General features: G+C 73.6%; 5 protein-coding genes. 1 reads left to right on the top strand and 4 read right to left on the bottom strand.

The window, feature by feature from the left end; genetic code table 11:
• Positions 1-59: 59 nt before the first annotated feature.
• Positions 60-938 carry a PHB depolymerase family esterase gene (locus E1285_RS02610; RefSeq protein WP_132147576.1) on the top strand — a complete coding sequence of 293 codons (879 nt, stop codon included), beginning with the start codon at positions 60-62 and terminating at the stop codon, positions 936-938.
• Between the two features lie 2 nt (positions 939-940).
• Here E1285_RS02610 and E1285_RS02605 read toward each other — a convergent pair whose 3' ends face one another.
• From E1285_RS02605 to E1285_RS02590, 4 genes are all read right to left on the bottom strand, one after another.
• The gene (locus tag E1285_RS02605; protein WP_132147573.1) at positions 941-1,138 is read right to left on the bottom strand and encodes an MbtH family protein; all 198 of its coding nucleotides are present in this window, start codon (positions 1,136-1,138) and stop codon (positions 941-943) included.
• A complete protein-coding gene (locus tag E1285_RS02600) occupies positions 1,138-2,457 on the bottom strand; it encodes a lysine N(6)-hydroxylase/L-ornithine N(5)-oxygenase family protein (RefSeq protein ID WP_132147570.1) in 1,320 nt (439 codons plus the stop codon). The genes E1285_RS02605 and E1285_RS02600 overlap by 1 nt, the downstream gene beginning before the upstream one ends.
• Before the next feature lie 72 nt (positions 2,458-2,529).
• On the bottom strand, positions 2,530-3,546 hold the full coding sequence (locus E1285_RS02595; protein ID WP_132147567.1) for an iron-siderophore ABC transporter substrate-binding protein: 1,017 nt from the start codon (positions 3,544-3,546) through the stop codon (positions 2,530-2,532).
• Positions 3,547-3,688: 142 nt separating this feature from the next.
• Positions 3,689-15,664, bottom strand: a complete 11,976-nt coding sequence (locus E1285_RS02590; RefSeq protein ID WP_165966423.1) for a non-ribosomal peptide synthetase — start codon at positions 15,662-15,664, stop codon at positions 3,689-3,691.
• Between the last annotated feature and the right edge of the window lie 83 nt (positions 15,665-15,747).

Below are 15,747 nucleotides of genomic sequence, written 5' to 3'. Positions count from 1 at the left end.
CGTCTTTTGTGCGCATGACGATGTAGCCGGGAGGGCGGCGCGGGCGTTGGATCGGCGCTATGAAGATCGCCGCGCGGGCGGCGATGGTCGTCGTGACCCTCCTCGCGACGCTCAGCGCCCACCCCCTGCCCGCCGGGGCGTCCGACGACGCTCCAGGAACATCCGAGCGCACCATCGCCATGGGCGACTGGGATCGCCGCTACCTCCTGCACGTCCCGCCGGAACGCGCCGAAGGCAGGGCCGGTGGACCGCGGCCGCTCATCGTGGCGCTGCACGGCGGCCTGAACGATCCCGAGTACGTCCGGGAGCAGAGCGGGCTCGACGAGGCCGCCGACGAGGCGGGCTATGCCGTCGCCTACCCCGAGGGCCTGCTCGGCACGTGGAACGCGGGGGCGTGCTGCTGGTTCGCCCGCTGGTCGGGCATCGACGACGTCGCGTTCCTCGACAGGCTGATCGACACGCTGGTGCGGGAGGGCGTCGCGGATCCGCGCCGGGTCTTCCTGACCGGCTTCTCCAACGGCGGCGGCATGGCCTACCGGTACGCGTGCGAGCGTTCGGCGCGCGTCGCCGGGATCGCCGTGGTGTCGGGCGCCCTCGCGATCGGCTGCACCCCCCGCCACCCCACGTCGGTCCTGGCGTTCCACGGGACGTGGGATCCGTCGGTCCCCTATCACGGCGGCGGGAACATGGACGCGGACGTCGAGTTCCCGTTCTTCTCCGTCCAGGTGACCATGGAGTACTGGCGGTGGCTGAACGGGCTGCCCGCGCTGTCGTGGCCGGTGCCGGGCGGACCGGACGGCTGCGTCGGCACCGGCCCGGGGCCGCTCCTGGTCGCGCTCTGCACGAAGCAGCAGGGCGGTCACGAGTGGCCCGGGTACGCCAGCGAGATGATGACCGAGTTCTTCACCGCCCGCCCGTCGCTCCCTAAGGCCGCCTGACCTCAGGCGGTCAGGCTCCGGGGGCGGAGGTCGGTCCAGGTGCGGTCGATGTGGCCGAGGCAGTCGTTGCGGGACGCGGGCCCGAACGCCGCCGTCCAGCCCGGCGGGACTTCGGCGAACTCCGGCCACAGGGAGTGCTGGCCCTCATCGTTGACCAGGACCAGGAACGTTCCGTCGGGGTCGTCGAACGGGTTGGTCATCATGCCCCTTTCTGGAGGACGCCCGGTTTCTGGAGGACGCCGGGCGCGACGCGGGCGGAGCGGCGGACGATGGAGCCGACGATCTCCCCGGTGCGCACGGCGGTCATGGACAGCAGCGACGACGCGATGCCGTGGCTGTGCTCGGTGGCGCCCTGCAGGTAGACGCCCCACTCCCGGCCGGGTTCGGTGGCGATCCGGTAGTCGCGTTCCATGACGGGACGCCCGTCCGGGCCGGTCCGGCAGTGCGTGCCCGCCTCGCCGAGGAGGTCGAACGGGTCGCGTTCGCGGTATCCGGTGGCGTAGACGAGGGCGTCGGCGTCCAGGTCCGTCACCTCGCCGCTGGGCAGGAAGCCGACCCGCGCCCGCAGCCCGCCCGCGCCGTCCTGGACGTCGCGCACCTCTTGAACGTCCAGGACACGCGAGACGTTGAGGATGCGGAGCCGTTCGGCGCCCGCGACCTTCTCGGCGTAGGCGCGCCGGTACAGCTCGTCGATGAGGTCGAGGTCCACCACGGAGTAGTTGGTGTTGCGGGAGTACTCGAACAGCATCCGCTTCACGTCGCCGGAGGCCGCGTAGTAGTGGTCGACGGCCTCCGGGTCGAAGATGCGGTTGGCGAACGCGCTGTCGTCGGCCGGCGAGTACCCGTACCGGGCGAACACCGCGCACACCTCGGTCTCGGGGAACGTGCGGTGCAGGTACTCGACGGCCTCGGCGGCGCTCTGCCCGGCGCCGACCACGACGAGCCGCTTCGGGGTCCAGCCGGGCCGCTCGTCCAGCCGGGTGAGCAGGTCCTCGGTGTGCCAGATCCGCTCGCCCGGCCGGATCCCCTCGGGCAGGACGGGTTCCAGCCCGGCGCCGATGACGACGTTGCGGGTCAGGTGCGTCTCCAGTTCGTCGTCGCGGCGCACGACGACCTCGAGGGTCTCGTCGTCGTGCGGCCGCAGCGCGACCACCTCGGACCGGTAGCGGACGCGGTCGGCGAACGCGGCGGCGGTCCATTCGAGGTAGTCGTGGAACTCGATCCGGGTGGGGAACATCGTCTTGTGGTTGACGAAGTCGACCAGCCGGCCCCTGGCGTGCAGGTACGAGAGGAACGAGTACGGGCTGGCGGGGTTGCGCAGCGTCACCAGGTCCTTGAGGAAGTGGACCTGCATGGTGGCCCCGTCGATCAGCATTCCCCGGTGCCAGCCGAACTCCGGCTGCTTCTCGAAGAACACCGCGTCCACGCCCCCGCCGCGCTCTTCGTCGAGAGCGACGGCGAGGGCCAGGTTGGACGGGCCGAACCCGATTCCCACCACGTCATGGACGGCGGTCTGCACACGTACCTCCGGCGTCTTTCATCAGACGGACTCGATCCTCGGGCGGGCTCGGTCCTCGGGCGGACTCGGTCCTCAGGCGGACTTCGCCTTGGCGGCGGCCTCGGCGATCTTCGGGACGATCTGGTCGATGACGTAGGGGACCGCCAGAGGCGAAGGGTTGCGCAGCGGCCAGAACGCCTTCAGGTCGAGCGCCACGTACGAGTCGCGCTCGACGACGCCCAAGCCGGCGAACAGCTTGTTGTCCTCGACCTTCTTCTGCGTGGCCGGGTCGTCGTTGTAGTGGCTCATCAGCACGTCCACGTCCAGCACCGAGACCTTCTCCATGCTGAGTTCGGCGGCGAAGCCCTCCCCAGGGAGTTTCTTCAGCGAGTCGGGCAGCACCATGCCGAACTGGCTCAGCAGCTTGACGCTGGTGTCCTCTTCGGACTTCATCACGCCGATGTTCCCGTTCGGGAAGACGCTGGTGAACGCGAACGTCTTGCCCTTCAGTTCGGGGTGCTTGTCCTTCACCTGGGCGATCTGGCCGTCCACCTTTCCGACCAGGGCCTTTCCGTCGTCGGAGCGGCCGATGGCCTTGGCGACCTGCAGGGTGATCTGCTGCCAGGCGTCCTCGGCGGGGCCGGTCTGGTACGCGACGGTCGGGGCGAACTTGGAGAGCTTCTCGTACTCCTTGTCGATGTAGAAGTCGCCGGCGGCGAGGATGAGGTCGGGGCGCAGCGCGGCGACCTCCTCCAGGTTGAACCCGGCCTCCCCCGCCTTCAGGAGCTTGGGCTTCTCGCCGGTGAGCTTGGACTCGGTCCAGGGGGCGAGGCCGTCGTCCTGGACGCCGGTCAGCTCCGACATGCCGACGGGTGTGACGCCGAGGGCGAGCAGCGCCTCCTGGTCGACCGCCCCGAGGGCGACGATCCGCTTGGGCTGGGACTCGATCTCGGCCGTGCCGAGCTTGTGGGTGATCGTGACGGGGAAGGCCCCCGCGGACCCACCGCCGGACGCCTCGTCCGCGGGTTCGTCGTCGCCGCACGCGGCGACCATGCCCAGGCTCAGGACGAGTGCCGCGGTGACGGCCGCACGCCGCATCATGGTGCGCATAAGGACCGGTGTCCTTCCACATTTCTCAGGGGGAGCCGCAATGGAGGTTTTCGACCGAGATCTTAGGTTAGGCTCACCTAACCATGCAATGGGTTCGGCGGTATGAGCCGCCTCACGGGAACGGGCTCATCGCGGGCGGGCGTCACAATCGGGCGAGCAGTCCCGCCACGGTCGGCGCGGCCATCAGTGCCGCGATTCTCGCGGATTCGCATCCGGGCTCCCTCCTGATCCGCCGGACGAGTTTCATGGCGAGCAGCGAATGGCCGCCGAGGTCGAAGAAATCGTCGTCCGGCCCGACGTCGGGGACGCCGAGTTCCTCGGCGAAGATCCGGCGGAGGACGGCCTCCCGGTCGTCTTCGCGCCTCTCCCCCGTCCCGCCTGCGGACGGGGCCGTCTCGGCGGTGACGGAGCGGGCGGTGAGCACGGCGGGCAGCGCGCTCACCCTGATGCCCGGATCGGCCGCGACCGGGTCCAGCAGCGCGATCAGGCCGTCCGCCAGCGCGGCGATCGTGTCCCGGTCGAACAGGTCGGCGGAGTAGTCGACGATCAGCCGCATCTCGTCCGTCCCGCCGCCCTCGCGGAAGATGAAGTCGAGGTCGAACTTCGCCGCGCCGGGCCCGAACAGCGCCTCGCGCTGCTCCAGCCCGGGGAACCGGACGTCGCCGACGCCCTGGTTCTCGTAGCCGACCATGACCTGGAACAGCGGGTTGCGTCCGGGCACGCGGCGCGGCCGCAGCGCCTCGACGACGGCCTCGAACGGGAGGTCCTCGTTGGCGAGGCCCGCGAGGTCGGCCTCGCGGACGCGGGCGAGCAGTTCGGCGAACGCGGGGTCGCCGGACACGTCGGCGCGCAGGACGAGCGTGTTGACGAAGAAGCCGACCAGGTCCCGCGCCGCCTCCTCGCCGCGTCCGGCGACGGGGCTGCCGAGCGGGATGTCGTCGCCCGCGCCCGTGCGGTGCAGCAGCGCGGCGACGGCGGCCTGGCAGACCATGAACATGCTCGCCCCGGCGTCGCGTGCGACACCGCGCAGCCGCCGCGCCAGGCCGGGAGGCAGGTCGGCGGTCAGCGTGCCGCCGTGCTGCCCGACGGTGCCGGGCCGCGGCCGGTCCACCGGAAGCGGGATCTCCTCCGGGACGCCCGCCAGGGCCCGCGCCCAATGGTCGAGCTGCCGGGCGTGGACGCTTGCGGGGTCGAGCGGGTCGCCGAGCAGCTCCCGCTGCCACAGCGCGTGGTCGGCGTACTGGACGGGAGGCGGCTCCCACGCGGGCGCCTCCCCCGCCAGCCGCGCCGCGTACGCCTCGGCGACGTCGCGGGCGAACGGCCCGAACGACCATTCGTCGAACGCGATGTGGTGGAAGACCGCGAGCAGCAGATGCTCCCGCTCCCCCTCCGGGAAGACCGCGGCGCGCAGCGGTATCTCCTTGCCGAGGTCGAACGGCCTGGCGATGACGTCCTCGGGCGGGCACGTCGCCACCTCCAGGACGGGACGCGCGTCCTCGGGGTCGAGGATCCGCTGGTACGGGACGCCGTCGTGCTCGGCGAAGATCGTCCGCAGGCTCTCGTGGCGCGCGGTGACGTCGGCGAGCGCGGCTTCGAGGGCGGCGAGGTCGAGGTCGCCGCGGAGCCTGACGGCGAGCGGCAGGTGGTAGGCGCCGCGCGGCCCGTCGTCCTCGCGGAGGAGCTGGTCGAGCAGCCACAGGCGGCGCTGGGCGGACGACAGCGGGACGCGTTCCGGGCGCTCCCTCGGTTCCAGCACGGGCCGGGCCGCCCCGTCGACGGCGGCGCGGTGGATGCGCCCGGCCAGTTCCGCGACGGTCGGCGCCTCGAACAGGTCGCGGATCGCGAGTTCGGCCCCGAGGGCCTTGCGTGCCCGCCCGACGAGCCGGGTCGCCAGCAGGGAGTGCCCGCCGAGGTCGAAGAAGTCGTCGTCGATGCCGGCGCCGGGGGCGTCCAGGATCTCGGCGAACAGCGTGCACAGCAGCCGCTCGACGGGCGTGCGGGGCGCACGGCCCGCCCGCGTGTCCAGCGGGCCGCCTTCCCGCCGCGTCTTGTCCCGCCCCGGGTCGGGGAGGGCGCGGCGGTCGAGCTTGCCGTTCACCGTCAGCGGGAGCGCGCCGAGGGTCATGATGGCGCTCGGCACCATGTAGCCGGGCAGCCGCGCCTTGAGCGCCTCGCGGACCCGGCCGGAGAGGATCCCGTGGTCGCGCGCGGCGACGGGGTCGTTGGCGTAGGACGCGGAGGCGCGGCCGGGCTCGGCCGGAAGGCAGGCCGCTCCCCCGCCGAACACGGCGTCGTAGTGCCCGATCCGGTCGGACGGCGTGAGGACCACGTCCGGGTACATCGCATACAAGGTCTCCGGCTCGATCCCGCCGGGCGGCGCGGAGAGCATCTCGCGCGCCTCGTCCGGCGGCGCCCCGTCGCGGAGGGCGTTCAGCGCGGCGACCTCGCCGGACAGACGCGGATCGGGGATGCCGCACACCCGCAGCGGGCCCGCCTGCCTCGTCTCCAGATCGTCCAGGCCGCTCCAGTCGACGACCGGTGTCTCCGGGGCGGGAGTCACGGACTTCCAGAGGACGACGTCGTAGCGGTGCCGGGTCAGCTCGTTGTGGTGCGTGCCCCGCTTGGTGAGCACATCGACGCGCGCCGGGCCGTCCAGGGCGGCGAAGAACGCGGGATCGAGCAGCAGTTCCTTCTCCATCCGGACGGCGCGCTCCACCGCGTCCAGGTCGCCGCCGCCGCGTCCGAGCTGGATCGCCGCGTGCAGGCACCGGACCGTCCGCAGGTCGCGGACGTCGCCGAGGAACAGCGCCCCGCCCGGCGCGAGCAGCGCCATCGCCTTGCCGATGACGTCCTGGAGGTAGCCGGGACCGGGGAAGTACTGCGCGACCGAGTTGACGACGACGGTGTCGAAGTGGCCTTCGGGCAGCCCGCCGGTGTCGTGCGCGGGCCGGTGGCTCAGCCGCACCGGCGAGTCCGCGCCGAGGTCGGCCCGGAGTTTGGCGATGACGGGCTCGGAGAAGTCGGTCCCCCAGTACTCCTCGCTCTCGGGGGCCAGGCGGGTGAGGACGAGGCCCGCGCCCACGCCGATCTCCAGGATGCGGCGGGGCCGCAGGGCGCGGATGCGCTCGACGGTCGTCTCCCGCCATTCGCGCATGTCGTCCAGGGGGATGGGGGCGCCGTCGTAGCTGCTGTCCCAGCCCGCGAACTCCTCCTGGTGGACGACGGTGCCGACCTCGGTGTACTCGGCGTCGTAGATCTGCCGCCATTCGGCGAGCTGCTCGCCGGCGGCGCCCTCGCGCGACCCGTCCGGGACGATGTAGCCGACGAGGCGCTTCACGCCGGGGACGCCGGTGTCGGCCGCGACGACCGCGGCCTGCCCGACGCCGGGTTCGGCGGCGAGCGCGGTCTCGACCTCCTCCAGCTCGACGCGGTAGCCGCGGATCTTGACCTGGTCGTCGGTGCGGCCGAGGAAGTCGATGTTGCCGTCCTCGCGGACGCGGACGAGGTCGCCCGTCCGGTACATGCGCGAGCCGGGCGGGCCGGACGGGTCGGCGACGAAGCGCTCGGCGGTCAGGGCGGCGCGGCCGAGGTAGCCGCGGGCGAGGCCGGCGCCCGCGATGTACAGCTCGCCGGGGGCACCGGGCGGGACGGGCCGCAGCCGCCCGTCGAGGACGTAGCCGCGGGTGTTCCAGATCGGCTTGCCGACGGTCGGGGTGGCGCTGTCCCCGGTGCCGCCGCCGAGCGTGTTGATCGTGTACTCGGTCGGGCCGTAGAGGTTGTAGCCGAGGACGCCGTCGGCCTGGGCGAGCCGGTCCCACACCGACGCCGGGACGGCCTCGCCGCCGAGGAGGACGAGCGGCGGCCGGTGGTCGCCGTCCAGGAGGCCCTCGTCCAGGAGTTGCTGGGCGTAGGTCGGGGTCACGTTGATGACGTCGATGCGGTGGCGCCGGAGGTAGGCGGTGAGCGCTTCGGCGTCGCGGCGCAGCTCCTCGTCGCAGACGTGCACCTCGTGGCCTTCGATGAGCCAGAGGAGCTCTTCCCACGACATGTCGAAGGAGAACGACACGGTGTGGGCGATGCGCAGCCGGCGTCCCGCTGACTCGACGACGGGGTCGAAGATGTTGGCGCGGTGGTTGAACTGCATGTTCGTGAGGCCGCGGTAGGGCGTCACCACGCCCTTCGGGCGTCCGGTCGATCCCGACGTGTAGATGACGTAGGCGGGGTGGTGGAGGCGGCCGGGCGTGCCGGGCGCGAAGCCGGGCAGTTCGTCCGGCGTGAGGTCCCCGCCGGGGAGGTCCGCGAGGCCTTGGGCCGTACCGGGATCGTCGAGCGCGAGCGTGGCGCCCGCATGGGTGAGTCCGGCGGCGATGCCGCGGTGCGAGACGAGGCAGGCCGGGGCGGCGTCCTGGAGCATGTAGTCGAGCCGGTCGGCCGGGTAGTCGAGTTCGAGCGGCAGGTAGGCGGCGCCCGTGCGCAGGACGGCGAACAGCGCGACGACCATCTGCGCGGAGCGGGGCAGCGCGAGCGCGACGACCCGTTCGGGTCCGGCGCCGTGCGCGAGCAGGAGGCGGGCGAGACGGTTGACCTCGGCGTTCAGCTCCCCGTAGGTGAGGCGGACGTCGGGGAGGGAGACCAGCGCCAGGTCGTCCGGCTGCTCCGCCGCGCGTTCGGCGAGCAGCTCGGCGACCGTCAGCTCCGGGACGTCGCGGCGCGCCTCCTCCCAGTCGCGCCGCAGGCGGTCGTGCTCCTCGGGGACGAGCAGGTCGAGGCCGTGCCACGGCGCCTCCGGCGACTCCGCGAGCGCCCGGAGCACCTGCACGTACCGGTCGGTGACGCGTTCCGCCTCGGCGCCGGTGAACGCGTCGCCCCGGTACATGACGCGCAGCCCCGCGCCCGGCTCGACGACCATGGTGATCGGGTAGTGGGTGGCGTCGCGGACCTCGCGTCCGAGGACGCGGAGGGCGCCGTCCGGGCCGAAGCCGCGGTCGGTGGGCATGCCCGGGAAGTTCTGGAAGACGAACAGCGTGTCGAAGAGCGTGCCGAGCCCGGTGGCGCGCTGGACGTCGGCGAGCGCGACGAAGGAGTGGTCGAACAGCTCCGACCGGGCGGCCTGGACGCGCTCCAGGACGGAGGCGAGCGCGTCCGCCGGCGCGGCCCGCACCCGGACGGGGATCGTGTTGAACAGCAGGCCGACCATGGATTCGACGCCGTCCACGTCCGGGTGGCGGCCCGACACGGAGGCGCCGAAGACGACGTCGTCGCGTCCGGTCATGCCCATCAGGGCCAGGCCCCACGCGGTCTCGAAGAGCGTGCCGGGTGTGATGCCCCGGTCCCGGGCGACGGCGTCGAGGCGTTCGGCGAGTCCGGGCGGCAGCGCGCGGTGCACCTCGCCCGCCGCCGAGAGGTCGGCGGGGCGGCCGACCAGGCCGGGGCGGACCAGGGCGGGCTCGTCGAAGCCGTCGAGGGCGCGGCGCCACGCCTCCACGGCGGCGGCCTTGTCGCGGCCGTTCACCCAGTCCAGGAACGCGCGGAACTGCGGTACGGGACGCGCGACCTCGGCGGCGGCGTCGGTGTAGGCGTCGAGCAGCGAGGTGACGAGGAGTCCGCCCGACCAGCCGTCGAGCAGGATCAGCTCGGAGGTGAGGATCAGCCGGTGGTCGCCGCTTCCCAGGCTGGCGAGGGCGAAGCGGATCAGCGGTGGTTCGGCCGGATCGAACGGCTCGGCGCGCTGGGCGTCGACGAACGCATCCAGTTCGTCCGGCGACACTTCGGCATGCGTCCAGGGGACGCCGAACCGTTCGGGGACGAACTGGACGGCGCGGTCGCCGTCCGTCCGGAACCCGGCCCTGAGGTTGGGGAACTTCTCCAGGACGGCGCGTGCCGCGTCCGCCATCCGGCCGGGGTCGACCGGCCCGGACAGTTCCACCACGGCCTGCTGAACGTAGATGTCGCGGCCTTCGCCGGCGAGCATCAGGTGGAAGAGCAGCCCCTCCTGAAGCGGGGAGAGCGGCAGTTCGCCCGGCGTGCCGGTCTCCGGGGCGGCGCCTTCCGGAGCCGAGGGGGCGGCGGCCTTCGCGAGGGCCTCGACGGTCCGCAGCCGGAAGACGTCCCGGACGGTGAACGACAGCCCGGCCCGGCGGGCGCGGGCGACGAGGAGGGCCGCGCTGATGCTGTCCCCGCCGGTGCGGAAGAAGTCGTCGCCGGCGCCGACGCCGTCGCGGCCGAGGACCGCTGCGGCGAGCCGGGCGAGGACGCGTTCTGGTTCGGTGGCGGGCGCCCGTCCGGCGGCGGGCCGTCCCGGCTCGGGCAGGGCGCGCCGGTCGACCTTGCCGTTCGGGTTGAGCGGCAGCTCGTCCAGGACGACGAGGTCGGCCGGGACGAGGTAGCCGGGCAGCAGCGCGCGGAGGCGTTCGTCCAGTTCTGCTGTGTCGACGTCCCCCACGACGTATCCGGCGAGGCGGGAGCCGTGCGCGGCGACGGCGGCGGACCGGACGCCGGGCTGCGCGGCGAGCACGGCCTCGACCTCGCCCGGCTCGATCCGGAAGCCGCGGATCTTGAGCTGCGCGTCGGCGCGGCCGAGGAAGTCGAGCCCGCCGTCCGGGCGGCGCCGCACCCGGTCGCCGGTGCGGTAGAGGCGGGAGCCGGGCGGGCCGAACGGGTTCGCGACGAACCGCTCGGCGGTGCGGGCCGGGTCGCCCAGGTAGCCGCGGGCCAGCCCGTCGCCCGCGAGGTACAGCTCCCCGGCGGGGACCTCGCGGAGCGAGGAGTCCAGGACGTGCGCGCGGGTGTTGGCGATGGGGAGCAGTCCCCCGTTCTCCGCGATGAGGCTGTCCCCGGCGGCCTCCGAGCACCCGTAGAGGTCGATCAACCTGGCCGGGACCTGCTCGGCGAGCGCGGCGGGCAGGGCCTCGCCGCTGCTGATCCAGGTGGTGACGGACGGCGGCAGCCCGTTCTCGGCCAGCGCCGACAGGAGGCTCGGGACGAGCGTGACGAGCCCGGCGCCGTGCCGTTCGATGAAGGCGGCGAGCGCGACGGCGTCGGTGGCGGTCGCGTCGTCCGCGATGACGACGGTGTCGCCCGCGGCGAGCCCGCCCAGCAACTCGGTGGTGCCGTCGATGAAGGCGGGCGAGCTCTTGGCGACGCGGACTCCCGGCGCGGCCAGGTCCGCGCCCCAGGCGAGCCGGTTGGCGAGGGCCAGCTGCGTGCCGACGACGGCCTTGGGCGTCCCGGTCGAACCGGACGTGAAGATGACGTAGGACGGGTGGCCGGGGCGGATCTCGGGCCGTTCACGGCGGGGCGCGTCGCGGGGCGGCTCATCGCGGCCGAGGACGAGGAGCGGCCGCACGGCGTCCAGCATCGTCTCCACCCGCGCGGGCGGGTACTCAAGGTCGATGGGCAGGTAGGCGGCGCCCGTCTTGAGCACGGCGAGCAGCGCCACGGCGAACTCGTCCGAGCGCGGGAGGGCGAGCGCGACGACGCGTTCCGGGCCCGCGCCCGCGGCGGCGAGCCGGTCGGCGAGCGCCTCGGCGCGGCGGTCGAGCTCGGCGTAGGTCAGCGCGGTGTCCCCGAAGACGACGGCGGTCCTGCCGGAGGTCCGCGCGGCCTGCTCCTCGATGAGCGCGGCGACAGTGCGCACGGGCCAGTCGCGAGCGGTCCCGGGATGCTCGACGGGAGCGCCGAGGCTGGACAGCCTCCGTCCCGGGTCGGCGGTGACCTGGGTGAGCAGCTCGTCCAGGCCGCCGAGGAGCCGCCCGACGGTCGCGGCGTCGAAGAGGTCGGCGGCGAACGCGGCGAACCCCTCGACCTCGTCCTCCCCCTCAGCGAAGTAGAGGTCCAGGTCGAACTTCACCCCGCCGGTCTCCGGCAGGAACGGCTCGGCCCGGACGCCCGGCAGCGCGAGCCGGACGTCGTCCAGCCGCTGGTGGACGACCATCACCTGGAACAGCGGGCTGCGGGCCAGGGAGCGCTCGGGGGCGAGCCGGTCGACGACCCGCTCGAACGGGACGTCGGCGCGGGAGAACGCGGCGAGGTCGGCGGCGCGGACCCGTTCGAGCAGCTCGGTGAAGGCCGGGTCGCCGGACAGGTCGGTGCGCAGGACGAGCGGGTTGACGAAGACGCCCACGAGTTCGGCGAGATCCTCGTCGGCACGTCCCGCGATCGGCGACCCGAGCGCCACGTCGTCGCCCGCACCGGACCGCTGCAGCAGCGCCGCGACCGCGGCGTGCAGGACCATGAACACGCTGGTCCCGGTGTCGCGCGCCAGCCGCCGCATCCCGGCCGCCGGGAGGCGGAACGGGACGAGGCCGCCGCGGTGGCTCGCCTCGGCGGGGCGCGGCCGGTCGAACGGGAGGACCGTCTCCTCCGGCAGCCCGGCGAGCGTCTCCTCCCAGAAGTCGAGCTGGGCGGTGGTGTCGGGTGCCGCTTCGCGCTGCCAGGCCGCGTAGTCGGCGTACTGGACGGGCAGCGGCTCCCAGCCGGGTTCGCGGCCGTCCCGCCGGGCCTCGTAGGCGCGTGCCAGGTCGGCCAGCAGCGGCGTGAACGACCATTCGTCGGCGGCGGCGTGGTGCAGCAGCAGGATCAGCGACCATTCCGCGCCGCCCGTCCGGACGAGGGTTCCCCGGACCGGCAGGTCGCGTCCGATGTCGAAGACGTGCGCGGTGGCGTCCCGCTCGATGGCCGCACGCCGGTGAGGGTTTTCGGCCCGCGCGTCGATGACGGCGAGGCGCACGTGGACGCCCGGTTCGAGGACGCGCTGGACGGGCAGGCCGTCGGGCCCTTCGACGAGCAGGGTGCGCAGCGCCTCGTGCCGGGTGACGACGTCGGCGAACGCGGCGTCCAGGGCGCCGTCGTCCACGGGGCCGCGGAGGCGGAGCCCGAGCGGCAGCGCGTACGAGGAGGAGGGGCCGCGCAGTCGCTCCTCCAGCCAGAGCCCCCGCTGCGCCGCGGACGCCGGGACGGTCTCCGGCCGTTCGACGTCGCGGACCCGCACCGCGTCGGTTCCCACCAGCCGGGGCGCCAGCGCGGCGACGGTCGGCGCCTCGAACACGTCCGCGATGGACAGGGTCCCGCCGAGGACGGCGCGGGCCTTGGCGGCGACGCGGGTGGCCAGCAGCGAGTGCCCGCCGAGCGCGAAGAAGTCGTCGTCGATGCCGACCCCCTCGACCCCGAGGAGCTCGGCGAAGATCGCGCAGAGGGCCGTCTCGCGGGCGTCGCGCGGGGCCCGTCCGGAGAGTTCCGCCTCGGGGGCGGGGAGCGCGGCGCGGTCGAGCTTGCCGTTGACCGTCCGGGGCAGCGCGTCCAGGGCGATGAGCGCGGACGGAACCATGTACTCGGGCAGCGCGCGGGCGAGCGCGTCCCGCAGCTCAGCCTCGTCCTGGTCGTCATCGGGGACGTAGTAGCCGACGAGCCGGGGCTCACCGGGACGGTCCTCACGGACCACGACCGCGGCCTGCGCGATGCCCGGCCGCGCGGCGAGGACGGCCTGTGCCTCGGCGGGCTCGATCCGGAAGCCGCGGATCTTCACCTGGTCGTCGGTGCGGCCGAGGTACTCGATGCTCCCGTCCCGGCCGCGCCGGGCGAGGTCGCCCGTCCGGTACATGCGTGAGCCGGGCGGGCCGTACGGGTCGGCGACGAACCGCTCCGCCGTCAGATCGGGGCGGGCCACGTAGCCGCGGGCGAGCTGGGCGCCCGCCAGATAAAGCTCGCCGGGCACGCCCGGCGGGACCGGACGCAGCGACGCGTCCAGGACGTGCGCGCGGGTGTTCCAGAACGGGGCGCCGATACCGGACGAGGGCAGGTCCGCCGACGTCGCCCAGATCGTCGCCTCGGTGGGCCCGTACATGTTGGTCGCCAGCGACGCCGACGCCTCCAGGGACTCGGCGAGCGCGGCGGGCAGCGCCTCACCGCCGACCAGCACCCGCAGCCCCTTCAGCGCCGCCGGGTCGAGCGTGCCGAGCAGCGACGGGGTGCCCTGCACGACGGTGGCGTCCGCCAGCAGCGCGGCGAGCGCGGCCGGGTCCCGGACGGCCTTCCGGTCGGCGAGGACGACCGTCGCGCCGCTGATCAGCGGCGCGAACAGCTCCAGGGCGGCGATGTCGAACGCGATCGTCGTCACCGCGACGAGCCGGTCACCCGCACCCAGGTTCAGCTGCGCGCGTGTGGTGAGCAGGAAGTTCGTGAGCGCGCCGTGCGGGACGGCCACGCCCTTGGGGCGCCCGGTCGAGCCGGAGGTGTAGATGACGTAGGCGAGGTCGTCGCCGCGCGGTCCGGCGGACGGGACCGCCGGCGCGTGCTCCCTGGGGCCGTCGAGAACGAGCAGGCTCGCCGTCTCGGGCAGCAGGCTCGCGGTCTCGTCCGTGACGATCGCGCAGAGGGGCCCGGCGTCGTCCAGCATGTAGGCGAGCCGGTCGGCGGGATGGTCCAGGTCGAGCGGCAGGTAGGCGGCGCCCGCCTTCAGGACGCCGAGAAGGGCCACAGCCAGGTCGGGCGTGCGCGGCAGGGCGAGCGCGACGACGCTCTCCGGCCCGGCGCCCCGGGCGCGCAGTTCCGCCGCCAGTGCCGACGACCGGGCGTCCAGCTCGGCATAGCTGAGGGACTCCCCTCCGGACTCGATCGCCGACGCGTCCGGGCTCCGCGCGGCCTGCTCCTCGAACAGCGCGACCACGTTCGTGTCCGGAACCGCACGGCCGGTGGCGTTCGCGGCCTCGATCAGGCCGCGCTCGCCCGCGTCCATGACGTCGAGGGCCCCGATCGGACGGTCGGGATCTGCCAGCGCGTCCTTCAGGAGCGTTTCCAGGTGGCCGAGCAGCGCGTCGATGCGCTCGTCGTCGAACAGCTCGCGGCGGAACGTGGCCTCGACCGCCATGCCCTGCGGCCGGACGAAGGCCTCAAGGGACAGGTCGAAGTGCGTGGTGCCGTTGTGGACGTGCGTCCAGCTCGACGCGACGCCCGGCAGGTCCAGCTCGCCGATCTCCTGGGCGAGGAACAGCAGCATCGTGTCGAAGAACGCGGAGCGGCCGCGCGCGCGAGCGGGCCGGAGCTCCTGGACGATGCGGTCGTAGGGCAGGGCCTGGTGCGCGAACCCCTCGGCGCACGTCCGGCCGGTGCGACGCAGCGCCTCCCGGAACGTCGGCGTTCCCGACAGGTCGGTGCGCATCACGAGCGTGTTGCCAAAGTTGCCGGCAAGGCGCTCGATCCCGGCGTGCTCCCGGTTCATCACCGCCGACCCGATCGCCACGTCCTCGGCGCCGGTGTAGCGGTGCAGGAGGACGGCGTAGGCGGCGAGCATCACCATGAACGGGGTGAGGTTCTCCTCGGCGGCGAGCTTCTTCATCGCCTCCGTCACGGCGTCGTCGATGACCCGTGCGCGCCGCCCGCCGCGCTCGGAGACCGTGGCGCCGCGCGGATGGTCGGCGGGGAGGTCGAGCGGCGCGGGCGGCGGGTCGAGGCGGGCCCGCCAGTACGCGAGGTCGTCCTCGGCGACGGGCCGCCGCTGCTCCCACTCGGCGTAGTCGGCGTACTGGACGTCCAGCGCGGGAAGTCCGTCCGGCTCCCCCGTCACGGCCGCGCGGTAGAGGGCGGAGAGGTCACGCGACAGCGAGCCCCACGTCATGCCGTCCCACGCGATGTGATGCACCACGAGGACCAGCGCGTGCTCGTCCTCGCCGAGCCGGAGCAGTTCGAGCCGGACGGGCCGCTCGCTTCGCAGGTCGAACGGCATCGCGGCCAGCTCCGCCGCCCGCCGGCCGGCGTCCGCGCATTCGACGGGTGCCAGCTCCAGCGAGTCGTCGTCCCCGACGATCTGGACGGGACCGGCGTCCTCCCGATCCGCATACGTCGTGCGGAGAACGGCGTGCCGCCGGATGAGCCCGCGCAGCGCCTCCCGCAGCGCGGCCGCGTCGAGCGTGCCTGACATGCGTATGAGCAGGCAGACGTTGTACGCGGGGCTGTCCGGGAACGTGCGGTGGTGCAGCCACATGCTCTGCTGCGCGTACGAGAGGGGCGCCGGTCCGTCGGATGGTCTAGGGGTGAGCCTGGCGGTGTCCGGGCCGAGTCCCGCCTCGGCCATCATCCGCCGCATCAGCTCGCGTCGCCGTGCCGCCGTCGTCTGCTCCTGCACGCTCAACTCTTTCGTTGTCGGCATCGCCACCGCCGGTTAGGTTAGCCTTGCCTATGAAAATCACACAAGGTTAGCCTTACCTA

Source organism: Actinomadura sp. 7K507 (assembly GCF_004348425.1).
Taxonomy (GTDB): domain Bacteria; phylum Actinomycetota; class Actinomycetes; order Streptosporangiales; family Streptosporangiaceae; genus Spirillospora.
Note: the sequence above shows the minus strand (reverse complement) of the source record. Positions and strands in the feature narration are given on the sequence as shown.